Origin of the sequence: Plantibacter sp. MPB07 (genome assembly GCF_046619465.1) — a bacterium.
Classification (GTDB): domain Bacteria; phylum Actinomycetota; class Actinomycetes; order Actinomycetales; family Microbacteriaceae; genus Plantibacter; species Plantibacter auratus.
In genome coordinates this window covers 707,670-721,065 of the sequence record NZ_CP177043.1, presented here as the reverse complement: position 1 = coordinate 721,065, position 13,396 = coordinate 707,670, and the positions used below count along the sequence as shown (strand labels likewise).

The following is a 13,396-nucleotide window of genomic DNA, read 5'->3' as shown; positions in this document are numbered from 1 at the left end:
GACCGCGCGCGGTCATCCGCCTCACCGGGGTGATGAGTGCCTGTGAGCAGGCGGTGATCCAGGTGTTACCTCGCGGGTGGGGCCCCGAAACACGGCGTCGGTAGCTTCGGAGACAGCACACGTCCCGTCCCGCTTCACCGAACGCTCGGAGCAGCCATGACCACGAACCTCGAAGCAGTCGACGCCCCACCGACCGCGGCGACACCGACCGTCACCCCGGTCGCACTGACCCACCGCCCCGGTCGTTGGATCGACGGGTGGAACCCCGAGGACAGCGCGTTCTGGGACCGGGAGGGCCGCGGCATCGCCGGGCGGAACCTCCGGTGGTCGATCTTCGCGGAGTTCCTCGGCTTCGTGGTCTGGCAGCTCTGGAGCATCGTCGTCGTCATGCTCCCGACGGCCGGGTTCTCGTTCTCCACGGCCGAGACCTTCTGGCTCATCTCGATGCCGAGCCTCGTCGGTGCGACCCTCAGGTTCCCGTACTCGTTCATGGTCCCGCGCTTCGGCGGCCGGAACTGGACGATCATCTCGGCGGGGCTGCTCCTCATCCCGTCCATCGCGCTCGCGCTGTGTGTGAGCAATCCGGACACCCCGTTCGGCGTCATGCTCGTCGTCGCCGGGCTCGCCGGCTTCGGCGGTGGCAACTTCGCCAGCTCCATGTCGAACATCACCTACTTCTACCCGCAGCGGGAGAAGGGCTGGGCGCTCGGGCTGAACGCGGCGGGCGGCAACCTCGGTGCAGCGGTCGCGCAGTTCGTCGTCCCCATCGCGGTCACCGTCGGAGCCGCCGCCACCCTCAACCTGAGCCTCGCCGGATGGATCTGGGTCCCCTTCATCCTCCTCGCGATGTTCGGCGCCTACCGCTACATGGACAACCTGTCGTCAGCGAAGGCGGACCTCCGCGGATCCGCCGCCGCGCTCCGGGAACCGCACCTCTGGCTGCTCGCGCTCCTGTACATCGGCACCTTCGGCTCGTTCATCGGCTTCGCGAGTGTGTTCCCCAAGCTCATCGCGGACCAGTTCCCCGACTTCTCCTCCTTCGCCGTCGGTTCCGCGTCGATCTCGCTCGCGTTCCTCGGAGCCCTGATCGGTTCGCTGGCACGCCCCTTCGGTGGGCGTCTCGCCGACCGCTTCGGTGGGGCCGTCGTCACGATGAGTGCGTTCGCCGTCATGGCCCTGGGAGCGCTCGCGGTGCTGTGGACCCTGCCGCTGGCGAACTTCTGGCTGTTCCTCGGCTGCTTCCTGCTCCTGTTCGTCGCCGCCGGTGTCGGGAACGGCTCGACGTACCGCATGATCCCGAGCGTCTTCGCGGCGCGATCCGGCCTGCGCGACGCCCACCACCGCAGCGGCGACGTCGGGACGCAGCGCAAGGCCGCCGCCGCGCTCGGGCTCATCTCCGCGATCGGTGCCTACGGCGGCTTCGTCATCCCACAGATCCTCGGGCTCTCGCACGGCGCGACCGGTAGCTACTCGGCCGCGTTCATCGGCTTCATCGGCGCGTATGTCGTCCTGTTCGCGGTCACCTTCCTCGTCTACTTCCGCAAGAACGCGTCACTCGCCGGCCAACGACTGTGAGCCGTCGCTCCACCCGCTCCTGACCGAAGGACCACGCATGCCTCGTCCCACCGCCCCGGTGACCGACACCCACTGCCCGTACTGCGCGTTGCAGTGCGCGATGTCCCTCACCCGAACGACGGCGGTGGACGGGGTCGCTCCGAGGCTCCCGGTCGACGTCGCCGGGCGGGACTTCCCGACGAACCGGGGCGGCCTCTGCAAGAAGGGGTGGACGTCGGCCGAGCTCCTCGCGCGGGGCGATCGCCTCACGACCCCCTTGGTGCGCGACGCCACCGGTGAGCTGGTCGAGACGAGCTGGGATGCGGCCCTCGACCTCGTCGCATCGACCATCCTCCGCATCCGTGGTGAGCGCGGGGCGGACGCGATCGGAGTCTTCGGAGGCGGTGGCCTCACGAACGAGAAGGCCTACCAGCTGGGCAAGTTCGCCAGGATCGCGATCGGGACGAGCCGGATCGACTACAACGGCCGGTTCTGCATGTCCTCCGCCGCGGCAGCGGGCAACCGTGCGTTCGGGATCGACCGGGGGCTGCCGTTCCCACTGGAGGACCTCGACGGTGCGTCGACCGTCCTCCTCCTCGGATCCAACGTCGCGGAGACGATGCCCCCGTTCATCGGTCATCTCGTCGGTGCTCAGGCCTCCGGTGGCCTCATCGTGGTCGATCCGCGCCGCTCGGCCACCGTGCGACTCACCGAGACCGGTCGTGGACTCCACGTGCAGCCCGCGCCCGGGACGGATCTGGTCCTGCTCCTGGGGCTCACGCACATCGTCCTCGCCGAAGGGCTCGCAGACGAGGCCTACCTGGCCGAGCGCACGACCGGGCTGGACGGCCTGCGCCGCAGCGTGAGCGCGTGGTGGCCGGAACGCGTCCAATCCGTGACCGGCGTGCCGGCGCCGGTCCTCCGAGACGTGGCTCGTCGGCTCGCCGCCTCGGACGGCACCTACATCCTCACCGGTCGCGGCGTCGAGCAGCATGTCGACGGCACCGACACGGCCACCGCCGCCATCAACCTCGCACTCGTGCTCGGACTACCGGGCCGGCCGGGATCGGGCTACGGCACGCTCACCGGCCAGGGCAACGGCCAGGGCGGTCGCGAACACGGTCAGAAGTGCGACCAACTGCCCGGGTACCGCAAGATCACCGATCCGGAAGCCCGCCGTCACGTCGCCGAGGTATGGGGTGTACCGGTCGAGTCGATCCCGGGTCCCGGGCTGCCGGCCGTCGCCCTCCTCAACCGCCTCGGTGAACCAGACGGTGTGCACGCCCTCCTGGTCCACGGCTCGAACGTCGTCGTATCCGCTCCGAACGTGCAGACGGTCCGGGACGGACTCGGCCGCCTCGAGCTGCTCGTCGTCTGCGACTTCTTCCTGTCTGAGACCGCCGCGCTCGCAGACGTCGTCCTCCCGACGACGCAGTGGGCGGAGGAGGAGGGCACCATGACCTCGCTGGAGGGGCGCGTGATCCGCCGCCGGCGGGCGCTCGATGCTCCGGTCGGCGTCCGCAGCGAGCTCTGGATCATGCACGAACTCGCCCGTCGTCTCGATGCTCCGGGCCGATTCGAGCTGGACCCGTCGATCGTGTTCGACGAGTTGGCGGCCGCATCCGCCGGAGGCCTCGCCGACTACTCGGGACTGAGCCACGCTCTCCTCGACACCGGGCTCGCCGCGTACTGGCCGTTCCCCGTCGGCAGCGGCGGCACGCCCCGGCTGTTCACGGAACGGTTCGCACACGACGACGGTCTCGCCCGGATCATCCCGGTCCGCCCCGCGACGGTCTCGGAGTCACCGGAGACCGGGGAGGAACTCACCCTGACGACCGGACGCCTCCTCGAGCACTACCAGTCGGGCACTCAGACCCGCCGCGTCCCCGAGCTCGACGACGCCCGTCCCGAAGTCTTCGTCCAGGTCCACCCCGCGACGGCGGCACGACTCGGGATCGTCGAAGGCGGACTGGTCGAGGTCTCGAACCGTCGGGGCACGCTGACGGCTCGAGCCAGTGTCGACGGCGACATCCGTCACGACACCGTCTTCCTGCCGTTCCACTACCCGGGCGACGCGTCGGCGAACCTCCTGACGCAGGACGCGGTCGATCCGATCTCGGGGATGCCGGACTTCAAGCGCGCGGCGGTGCGGCTGCGCCCGGCCGCTGGCGCGCCGCTGCCGGAAGCCACAGCGACCGGAGCCCTCCGATGAGTCCGCGACCAGGTCGCGCACTCCGCATCGTCGTGGTCGGATTCGGCCCGGTCGGTGCGCGATTCGCCGAGGAGGTCGCCCCTGGCGTGCGGAACGGCTCGATCCACGTGACCGTGGTCGGGCAGGAACCGGTCGACGCGTACAACCGGGTGCTGGTCGCCGATCACGCGGTCGGCTCGACCGGACTCGCGGACATGACGCTCGTCAGTGCCGAGGACCTCGCCTCGGACGGTATCCGTGTCCTGCGCGGCACGACCGCGATGCAGATCGATCGCGAGACGCGGACCGTCGAACTCGACACCGGGGAGACGCTCCCCTACGACCGCCTCGTCTTGGCGACGGGTGCGCGCGCGAACGTTCCGACACTCGACGGCGTCGATCGACGGAAGCGGGACCTCCCGGCGCTCGAGAAGTACGGACGGTCGTTGCTGCTGTCCGACCACGACCTCCCCCGCGGCGTCTGCACCCTGCGTGACCTCGCGGACGCCGACGCCGTCGCCGAGGTCGTCCGATCGGGCGGCCGGATCGTCGTCCTGGGTGCCGGTGTCCTGGGACTGGAGCTCGCGCTCTCCGCCGCGCGCGCCGGCGCCGACGTGGTCGTCGTCCACCACGGCCCCACCCCGATGCCGCGGAACCTCGACCGCGGCGGCGGCTCCGTGCTCGCCGCGGCGCTCCGGGCAGCGGGAGTGGAGGTCATCGCACACAGCCGCGCCGAGGCGGTCGGTCATCGGGACGACCCCGCGGGCGGGAGGCACTTCGACGCGCTGATCACCGCTGACGGGAAACGGATCACCGGCGATCTGCTCGTCCTGTCGTGCGGGGTGAGCGCACGCGCCGATCTGGCGATCCTCGCCGGGGTCCGTGTCGGCTCCGGCGTGCTCGTCGGCGAAGACCTCTGCAGCTGGTCGGACGAACGGATCTTCGCCATCGGTGACTGCGCGCACGTGCTGGCGCCGACACCGGAGCTGCGCAGCGAGCGCATCGTCCCCGGCGGCCCGTCGGGGCTCATCGGCCCAGGATGGCGGCAGGCCGAGTGGCTCGCCGCTCGATTCCTGATCGAGGCCGCGGCCGGCGGACCACCGCTCGAGCTGGGTCCACCACCGGTCGAGCGGGCGAGCACCGTCGCACTCAAGGCCGAGCGGGTCGACGTCGTCGCGGTCGGCGACGTCCAGGCCGAGCCCTGGGACGTCGAGTCGACGACCGCTGACGGGTGCAGCGTGCATCCGGCCGCTCCGCGCAGCGTCTCGGTGTGGGCGGACCCCGACCACGGCCGCTACGTCAAGATGATCACCCGCGCCGGGGTCCTGACCGCCTTCGTCTGCATCGGTATGCCGCGAACTGCGGCCGAGCTGACGCTCCTGTACGACGGGGGCGGCGAACTGCCGGCGGATCGCTCGGTCCTCCTCCGGCTCGACGGGCCGGACGCGATCGGTGGTGCCTCCGCCGATGCGTTCGCCCCCTCGACGACCGTCTGCACGTGCAACGGCGTGACGGTCGGCAGGATCATGGATGCCGCGCAATCGGGCAGTACCACGGTCGCCTGCATTGGCAAGGCAACCCGCGCCGGTACCGGCTGCGGTGGGTGCACCGGCCGGATCGCCGCGGTCCTCGAGCGGGTCGCGGACGGTGATCGTCAGAGCGAGCCGGTACCGGCGTGATCTGCCGGAGACGACGACGGAGGCGCCGGTTGCACGCAACCGACGCCTCCGTCGTGGGTGTTCCGAGCCGGGAGAACCGACTCGGAACGCGATCTACTGCTCCGGCTGCGACGCTCCGGTGTCGTCCTGAGCCTCGTCGGAGGCCTCGGATTCGGCTGGGCCGGCCGTCGTCGTCTCGGGGGCGTCGTCGGCCTCCGGGAGTTCCTCGAACAAACCGGTTGGCGGCGTGACCGTGACGATCCCGGCAGCGATGTCGACCGTGGGGACGATCGCCTTCACGAACGGGACCATGACCTCGCCGTCGCCGGTCTTCACGATCAGGAGGTCCTGAGCCGGGAAGTGGTCGACGCGAGCGACGGTACCGACGGCGACGCCGTCGCGGTGCACGGCCAACCCGACGAGCTGGTGGTCGTACCACGCGTCGTCGTCGACCGGTAGCTCGGTGGGGTCCTGCTCCACCCAGAGGATCGCCTTCACGAGGGTCTCCGCCTCACTGCGATCGGAGATGCCGACGAAGAAGGCGACCGGCTGGCTGTTGTACCAGCGCAGTTCGATGAGCTCGAGCGTCTTGCCGCGCCACTTCGATCCTGCGGGGACCTGGAGCGTGAACGTCGCGCCCGGGGTGAACCGGTGCTCCGGCTCATCCGTGTAGAGCTCGACCTTCAGGGCGCCCTTCAGGCCATGGGCTTTCGTGAGCCGACCGACCCGCAACTGGGTCTTCGGCTCCGTCTCGTCCGCCACCTACGCGCTGGCGCCGGAGGCGTCCGTGTCGACCACGTCGACCCGGACCCGCCGACCGTCTGCCAGCGCTGCCACGAGGGTGCGCAGGGCTTTGGCCGTCCGGCCGGCACGACCGATGACCCGGCCGAGGTCCTCGGGGTTCACACGAACCTCGAGGACCTCGCCACGGGCGGAGTTCTGTGCCGTGACGCGAACGTCATCCGGGTGATCGACGATCCCCTTGACGAGATGTTCGAGCGCGGGAGCGAGCAAGACTACGCCTGCTCTGCTTCAGCGGCGTCGGCAGCGGGCGCCTCGGCCTCGGCCGGAGCAGCCTTGGCCGCGGGGGCCTCAGCCTTCGGCTTGAGGACGGGCTTCTTCTTCTCGTCGGCGACGAAGGCGGCCTTCGGCTCCTTGACGCGGACGGTGCTCACGGCGTCCTTGTCGCCCTTGAACTTGCCCCAGTCACCGGTGAGCTTGAGGAGCGCTGCGACCTGCTCGGTCGGCTGGGCGCCGACGCTGAGCCAGTACTGCGCACGCTCGGAGTCGACCTCGATGAACGAGGGCTCCTCGGTGGGGTGGTACTTGCCGATCTCCTCGATGACACGACCGTCGCGCTTCGTGCGCGAGTCTGCGACGACGATGCGGTAGTACGGCGCACGGATCTTGCCGAGACGCTTGAGACGGATTTTGACAGCCACGATTCTCCTGAATGATGTGATGTTTGATGTGCTCGCTGCCGAAAGGTGGGGCCACACGCTCGACGCGAAAACTGTGGTTGCTGCGGGCGTCGGATAGAGGGTCGAACTCCGCGCAGACTCAACTCTCTATTCTGCCAGACATCGGGCGATCTGGGTAATCCGGCGACACCGATACCGGATGACCCCTCCACCCCGTGTGAAGATGGGCTGGCGCGTGGCATCCGGCCGCGCCCTGCGGGAGGTCGACGCCAATGCCCATCGAGTTCGCCAGATCCGAGCGTTCGACCGTCGGCCTCGAATGGGAGGTCGCCCTCGTCGACCGCGACACCGGCGATCTCGTCGGCGCAGCGGACACCGTCCTGTCGGAACTCCGCCCGAGCGACGGTTCCGATCATCCGCAGATCACCAACGAGCTGCTGCTCAACACCGTCGAACTCGTCTCGGGTGTGCACCACACGGTCCCCGAGGCGATCGCGGACCTCGAGGGCCAGCTGGCCGAGGTGCGGGCGATCACGGATCCGATGGGCGTCGAACTCATCTGCAGCGGTTCGCACCCGTTCGGCCAGTGGTACGACCAGCAGGTCACCGACAAGCCCCGCTACCACAAGCTCATCGACCGCACCCAGTGGTGGGGCCGCAACATGATGATCTGGGGCGTGCACGCGCACGTCGGCGTCGAGACGGTCGACAAGGTCCTCCCGATCATGAACGGACTGCTGACCTATCTGCCCCACCTCCAGGCGCTGTCGGCGTCCAGCCCCTACTGGGGCGGGGTCGACACCGGGTACGCGTCGAACCGCGCGCTCATGTTCCAGCAGCTCCCGACGGCGGGCCTCCCCTACCAGCTCTCGGACTGGGAGCAGTTCGAGGCCTACGTCGACGACATGACGGTGACCGGCATCATCGAGGACCACACCGAGGTCCGCTGGGACGTTCGACCGTCGCCGCAGTGGGGCACGGTGGAGATGCGCGCGTGCGACGGAGCGTCGACCGTCGCGGAGTTCGGCGCCCTCGCCTCGCTCATCCACTGCCTCACCGAACACCTGTCCGACCGCCTCGACGCCGGAGAGCGCCTGCAGACCCTGCAGCCGTGGTACGTCCGCGAGAACAAGTGGCGTGCGGCGCGGTACGGCCTGGACGCCGAGATCATCCTCGACTCCTCGGGCCACGAGCGCCTCGTGACCGACGACCTGCACGACCTGCTCGACACCCTCGCGCCGGTCGCTCGCCGGCTCGGCTGTGCGGACGAACTGGCGAGCATCGCCACGATCATCGAGCACGGCGCGAGCTACCAGCGACAGCTCGCCGTCGCCCACGCGAACGGCGGCAGCCTGCAGGCGGTCGTGAGCTCGCTCGCGAAGGAGCTGCGACACGGGGTCCAGCCCTCCGCCTGACGAGGCGGCGTCACTCAGCGCGGTCGAGCGTCCCGATCCGCGTGCCGGCGTCGTCGGTCACGGTCAGGCGCCCGCCGTCATCCGAGAGCGTCGCCTGTGCGATCCCCCGTAGCCAGGTGTCGACGCCCGGACACGCCATCAGGGTGCTCGCGACGTCGGAGACGACGACCGCGTCGTCCTCGGCGCGCCAGGAGCCGGAGAGGCTGTTGCAGCCGTCCGAACCACTCACGCGACCGTCGTCGGTGAACACCAGGTGCGGGTCGGCAGCGCCGGTCCCCTCACCCCAGGTGCCCAGGACGCGTTCGCCCGGAGACGGCGCCGAGCACCCGGCGAGCAGTCCCGCGGCCAGGACGACTCCGACGACCGAAGCCGCCGCCCTCAGCGCGCGCATACCGCCTCCGCTCGACTCAGCGACCCAGGAACTTCTGCAGCTCGGCGAGCTCCGCCTCGGTCGGGGCTGCCGATCCCGACGACGAACCGCCGCCGAGGCCGAATCCAGCACCCGTAGCGGCGGCCTGCGTCTCGACGGCGCCGGCGTTCTCCGCCGCGCGCTTGGCCGGGTTGCCTGAGCGGGAACCCTTCTTCTTGGCCTGCGGCTTCGGTCGGTTCGTCCGTGCACCGGGAACCGGACCCATCCCGGGGATGTTCGGCACGCCACCCTTGGCGACGGTCTTCATCATCTTGGCCGCCTGCTCGAAGCGGTTGACGAGGGCGTTGACCTCGGTGACGGTCATGCCGGAACCCTTGGCGATGCGCAGGCGCCGGGATCCGTTGAGGATCTTCGGGTTCGTGCGCTCGGCCGTGGTCATCGACTGGATGATGGCCTCGGTGCGGACGATCTCGCGCTCGTCGAAGTTCTGGAGCTGCTCCTTCATCTGCCCCATGCCGGGGAGCATGCCCATCATCTTCTTGATGGAACCCATGCCGCGCAGCTGCTGCATCTGCTTGAGGAAGTCGTCGAGCGTGAAGGAGTCGGTCGCGAACTTCTCCGCGACCTTGCGCGCCTCCTCCTCGTCGAAGTTCTGCTGCGCCTGCTCGATGAGGGTGAGGATGTCACCGAGGTCGAGGATCCGGCTCGCCATGCGGTCGGGGTGGAACGGCTCGAAGTCGTCGAGACCCTCACCGGTCGACGCGAACATGATGGGGCGTCCGGTGACCGAGGCGATCGAGAGTGCCGCACCACCGCGGGCGTCGCCGTCGAGCTTCGAGAGCACCACACCGGTGAAGTCGACGCCGTCGAGGAAGGCCTTGGCCGTCGCGACCGCGTCCTGACCGATCATCGCGTCGATGACGAAGAGGACCTCGTCGGGATCGACCGCCTTGCGGATGTTCGACGCCTGCTTCATGAGCTCGGCGTCGACGCCGAGTCGTCCGGCGGTGTCGACGATGACGGTGTCGTAGAGCTTCTGCTCGGCGAACCGGACGCCGTCGCGGGCGACCTTGACCGGGTCGCCGACCCCGTTGCCGGGCTCGGGAGCGTAGACGGGGACGCCCGCCTGCTCTCCGACGACCTGGAGCTGGTTGACGGCGTTGGGGCGCTGGAGGTCGGACGCGACGAGGAGCGGCGTGTGGCCGTCCTTCTTGAGCCACTTGGCGAGCTTGCCCGCGAGTGTCGTCTTTCCGGCGCCCTGGAGCCCGGCGAGCATGATGACGGTCGGTGGCTTCTTCGCGAACTCGAGACGGCGCTGCTGTCCGCCGAGGATCGTGACGAGCTCGTCGTTGACGATCTGGACGACCTGCTGCGCCGGGTTGAGGGCCTTGCTCACCTCGTCGCCGAGGGCGCGCTCGCGTACGCGACCCGTGAAGTCCTTGACGACGTCGAGTGCGACGTCCGCGTCGAGGAGGGCGCGACGGATCTCGCGGACGGTGCCGTCGACATCGGCCGCGGAGAGCTTGCCCTTGGTGCGGAGGTTCTTGAACGTGTCCGCGAGGCGGTCAGAGAGTGTGCCGAACGTTGCCATGATCCCTCCAGTTTAGGGCAGACCGCGACGCGACCCGGTCGATCGCCGCCACGGCTGGAAGATGAGTATTTGGACGGCGTCCAACAATGCTATCGTGGCGGCCATGACACAGCTCCTCATCGCCGGGCTCGCGCCCGCATTCGTCCCGTACCGCGAGGGTTGGGCGCTGCAGCGTCGGGTCCATGAGGCGGTCGTCAGCGGAGCAGGGCCGGAGCACCTCATCCTGTGCGAACACGAGCCCGTGTACACGGCGGGCAAGCTGACCCGGCCGCATGAGCGTCCCGACGACGGCACACCGGTCGTCGAGGTCGACCGCGGCGGCCGCATCACCTGGCACGGACCCGGACAGCTCACCGGCTATCCGATCGTCCGCCTCCCGGAGCCGGTCGACGTCGTCGCGCACGTCCGCCTGCTCGAGGAGGTCATGCTGCAGACGATCACCGAGCTCGGCGTCAGCGGCCGCCGCATCGACGGACGGTCGGGTGTCTGGGTCGACCCCGTCGCCGGCGGACCGGCCGCGAAGATCGGCGCCGTCGGTGTCCGGGTGCAGGCGGGGGTCACGCTGCACGGCTTCGCGCTCAACTGCGACAACTCCCTCGAGCCCTTCGGCCACATCGTCGCGTGCGGTATCGCCGATGCCGGGGTCACCACGATCAGCGCCGAGCTCGGTCGACGGATCACGCCGAGCGACGTCGCCGAGCGCGTCTCCGAGATCTTCGAAGCGCTCCGGCCCGGTTGGACGGCCGCGTCCGTGACCACGATCGGAGCGGCCGCGTGAGCGGCTGCGGCGCACCGGCACCCGTTCCCACGGCGGACACCGGCGGACGGAAGCTCCTGCGACTCGAGGTCCGGAACGCCCAGACCCCCATCGAGCGGAAGCCCGACTGGATCAAGACCCGCGCGACGATGGGACCCGAGTACCGACAGCTCCAGGCGCTCGTGCAGGAGGAGGGCCTCCACACGGTCTGCCAGGAAGCCGGCTGCCCGAACATCTTCGAGTGCTGGGAGGACCGCGAGGCGACCTTCCTCATCGGAGGGTCGCAGTGCACGAGGCGCTGCGACTTCTGCCAGATCGACACCGGCAAGCCCGCCGACTACGACCGCGACGAGCCACGGCGGGTGGCCGACTCGGTGCAGCGGATGCGGCTGCGCTACGCGACCGTCACCGGTGTGGCGCGCGACGACCTCCCCGACGAAGGGGCGTGGCTGCACGCCGAGACCGTCCGGCGCATCCACGAGACGAACCCGGGGACGGGCGTCGAGATCCTCGCGACCGACTTCTCCGGCAACCCCGACCTCCTCGGCGAGGTGTTCGCCTCCCGACCGGAGGTCTTCGCACACAACGTCGAGACGGTCCCACGCATCTTCAAGCGGATCAGGCCCGCCTTCCGCTACGAGCGCTCCCTCGACGTCCTGACCCAGGCGCGTGCCGCCGGCCTCATCACGAAGTCCAACCTCATCCTCGGCATGGGCGAGGACCGGAGCGAGATCAGTCAGGCGCTCGAGGATCTGCACGAGGCCGGCACCGACATCATCACCGTCACCCAGTACCTCCGGCCGACGCCTCGACACCTCCCGGTCGACCGCTGGGTCAAGCCGCAGGAGTTCCTGGAGATCAAGGAGGAGGCCGAGGAGATCGGGTTCCTCGGTGTGCTCGCGGGACCGCTCGTCAGATCGTCCTATCGCGCCGGACGCCTCTGGGCGCAGTCGATGACGGCCAAGGGCCGCGCGGTCCCCGAGGGACTGCAGCACCTCGCAGACGCCTCACTCGGCTTCGCCCAGGCGGTCTGAGGCCGACGCCTCGACCGGTCGGGCTCAGTCCTCGCTCGTGACCCCGGTGACCTCGCCGTCGGAGCTGTACGCGACCATGAGCACGCCGTCGAGCTGGTCCGCGTCGAGCGAGTACTCGAAGATCGCGAACGCCTCGTCGCCGTTGTGCTGGTGCGGCGCGAACCCGACGCTCAGCAGCGTCATCGACCGGATGACGTCGACGTCGCGGTCTCCGGACTCGTCGACCAGGACGTCCGGCAGGGACTCCCCCAGCTCCTCGACGGCCTGGATGATGTACTCGGTCACCTCGGAGGTGCGGTCGTCGACCTCGCTCAGCATCGCCTCACGCGAGCGCAGGTCGAAGCCCTCCAGAGCGAGGATCATCGCCGCCGCCAGGTCGAGTGCGTCGGCCGGGATGTCGTCCTCTTCGGGGGCGCTCAACGAGATGGAGACGGACTGCTCCCCGACGTCGATGTTGTCGGACCAGTAGACGCCACCGCCAGGCTCGGTCGCGATGATGCCGAAGTAGTCGTGTTCGATCGCCATCAGCTGCCCACCAGGTTCTGTGCGAAGACGTGCGGCGTGAAGCCGGTGAGGTCGCCGATGCCCTCGCCCTGACCGACGAGCTTGATCGGGATGCCGGTCTTCTCCTGCACGGCGAGGACGAACCCGCCCTTCGCGGAGCCGTCGAGCTTCGTCAGGACGAGCCCGGTCACCCCGGCGTGCTCGATGAACGCCTGCGCCTGTGACAGACCGTTCTGACCGGTCGTCGCGTCGAGCACGAGGAGGACCTCGGCGATGGGCGCCTGCTTCTCGACGACGCGACGGATCTTGGACAGCTCGTCCATGAGCCCGCCCTTCGTCTGCAGCCGACCAGCGGTGTCGATGATGACGATCTCGGTGCCGGTCTGCTTGGCGTACTCGATCGTCTGGAAGGCGACGGAGGCCGGGTCCTGCCCCTGCTGCTGGGGGCGGACGATCTGTGCGCCCGCGCGCTCAGCCCAGGTCGCCAGCTGCTCGACGGCAGCGGCGCGGAAGGTGTCCGCTGCCCCCACGACGACGGTGCGGTCGTAGTTGCGGAGGAACTTCGCGAACTTGCCGATGGTGGTCGTCTTGCCGACCCCGTTGACGCCGACGACGAGGACGACCGCCGGACGCTCGCTGAGCTTCAGCGTCGTGTCGAACTTCGACAGCCGCTCCTCGACCTCCTCGCGCAGCATGCGCTGGAGGTCGCGCGGGTCGGTGGTCCGGTAGCGGTCCACGGAGGCGTGCAGGCCCGTGACGATCGACTCGGTGACGTCGGGGCCGAAGTCCGCGCCGATGAGCGCGTCCTCGAGGTCCTCCCAGGTGGTCTCGTCGATCGTCGGACGTTGGAACATGCCTTTGAGGGCACCGGAGAGTGACCAGGGTGTGCGTGCAGCCATGG

General features: G+C 69.5%; 13 protein-coding genes. 6 read left to right on the top strand and 7 right to left on the bottom strand.

Going from position 1 to position 13,396, the window contains the following annotated elements; translation table 11 throughout:
- Positions 1–156 precede the first annotated feature (156 nt).
- Genes ACLIME_RS03425 through ACLIME_RS03415 form a run of 3 tightly spaced genes read left to right on the top strand, consistent with a single transcriptional unit; the run spans position 157 to position 5,424 of the window.
- Positions 157–1,575, top strand: coding sequence for an MFS transporter (locus ACLIME_RS03425; RefSeq protein WP_411558197.1), 1,419 nt, complete (start codon positions 157–159; stop codon positions 1,573–1,575).
- Between the two features lie 37 nt (positions 1,576–1,612).
- Positions 1,613–3,766, top strand: coding sequence for a molybdopterin oxidoreductase family protein (locus ACLIME_RS03420; protein ID WP_411558196.1), 2,154 nt, complete (start codon positions 1,613–1,615; stop codon positions 3,764–3,766).
- Positions 3,763–5,424, top strand: coding sequence for an FAD-dependent oxidoreductase (locus ACLIME_RS03415; RefSeq protein WP_411558195.1), 1,662 nt, complete (start codon positions 3,763–3,765; stop codon positions 5,422–5,424). The genes ACLIME_RS03420 and ACLIME_RS03415 overlap by 4 nt, the downstream gene beginning before the upstream one ends.
- Before the next feature lie 93 nt (positions 5,425–5,517).
- On the opposite strand, the gene rimM is transcribed toward ACLIME_RS03415, so the two are convergent.
- The 3 genes from rimM to rpsP are packed head-to-tail and all read right to left on the bottom strand — an operon-like array spanning position 5,518 to position 6,845.
- Positions 5,518–6,165 (bottom strand): ribosome maturation factor RimM, encoded by a 648-nt coding sequence (rimM, locus tag ACLIME_RS03410; RefSeq protein ID WP_236555410.1) that lies wholly within the window; start codon positions 6,163–6,165, stop codon positions 5,518–5,520.
- Positions 6,166–6,417 carry an RNA-binding protein gene (locus tag ACLIME_RS03405; protein ID WP_064296312.1) on the bottom strand — a complete coding sequence of 84 codons (252 nt, stop codon included), beginning with the start codon at positions 6,415–6,417 and terminating at the stop codon, positions 6,166–6,168.
- A 2-nt stretch (positions 6,418–6,419) separates the two neighbouring features.
- Positions 6,420–6,845, bottom strand: coding sequence for a 30S ribosomal protein S16 (gene rpsP, locus ACLIME_RS03400; protein ID WP_064296311.1), 426 nt, complete (start codon positions 6,843–6,845; stop codon positions 6,420–6,422).
- 251 nt (positions 6,846–7,096) lie between these two features.
- Between rpsP and ACLIME_RS03395 the strand changes: the two genes are divergently transcribed.
- Positions 7,097–8,239 carry a glutamate--cysteine ligase gene (locus ACLIME_RS03395; RefSeq protein WP_064296310.1) on the top strand — a complete coding sequence of 381 codons (1,143 nt, stop codon included), beginning with the start codon at positions 7,097–7,099 and terminating at the stop codon, positions 8,237–8,239.
- 10 nt (positions 8,240–8,249) lie between these two features.
- On the opposite strand, the gene ACLIME_RS03390 is transcribed toward ACLIME_RS03395, so the two are convergent.
- Complete coding sequence (locus tag ACLIME_RS03390; protein ID WP_411558194.1) at positions 8,250–8,630, bottom strand: META domain-containing protein; 381 nt, start codon at positions 8,628–8,630, stop codon at positions 8,250–8,252.
- A gap of 16 nt (positions 8,631–8,646) precedes the next feature.
- Positions 8,647–10,200, bottom strand: coding sequence for a signal recognition particle protein (gene ffh, locus ACLIME_RS03385; protein ID WP_064296308.1), 1,554 nt, complete (start codon positions 10,198–10,200; stop codon positions 8,647–8,649).
- A gap of 103 nt (positions 10,201–10,303) precedes the next feature.
- On the opposite strand from ffh, the gene lipB reads away from it, so the two are divergent.
- Positions 10,304–10,978, top strand: a complete 675-nt coding sequence (gene lipB / locus ACLIME_RS03380) for a lipoyl(octanoyl) transferase LipB (RefSeq protein ID WP_411558193.1) — start codon at positions 10,304–10,306, stop codon at positions 10,976–10,978.
- The gene (lipA, locus tag ACLIME_RS03375; RefSeq protein WP_411558192.1) at positions 10,975–11,991 is read left to right on the top strand and encodes a lipoyl synthase; all 1,017 of its coding nucleotides are present in this window, start codon (positions 10,975–10,977) and stop codon (positions 11,989–11,991) included. The genes lipB and lipA overlap by 4 nt, the downstream gene beginning before the upstream one ends.
- Before the next feature lie 24 nt (positions 11,992–12,015).
- Here the strand turns inward: lipA and ACLIME_RS03370 are convergent, their stop codons facing one another.
- Positions 12,016–12,516 (bottom strand): DUF2004 domain-containing protein, encoded by a 501-nt coding sequence (locus ACLIME_RS03370; protein ID WP_411558191.1) that lies wholly within the window; start codon positions 12,514–12,516, stop codon positions 12,016–12,018.
- Positions 12,516–13,394, bottom strand: coding sequence for a signal recognition particle-docking protein FtsY (gene ftsY / locus ACLIME_RS03365; RefSeq protein ID WP_064296361.1), 879 nt, complete (start codon positions 13,392–13,394; stop codon positions 12,516–12,518). Before ftsY ends, ACLIME_RS03370 begins: the two co-directional genes overlap by 1 nt.
- Positions 13,395–13,396 lie beyond the last annotated feature (2 nt).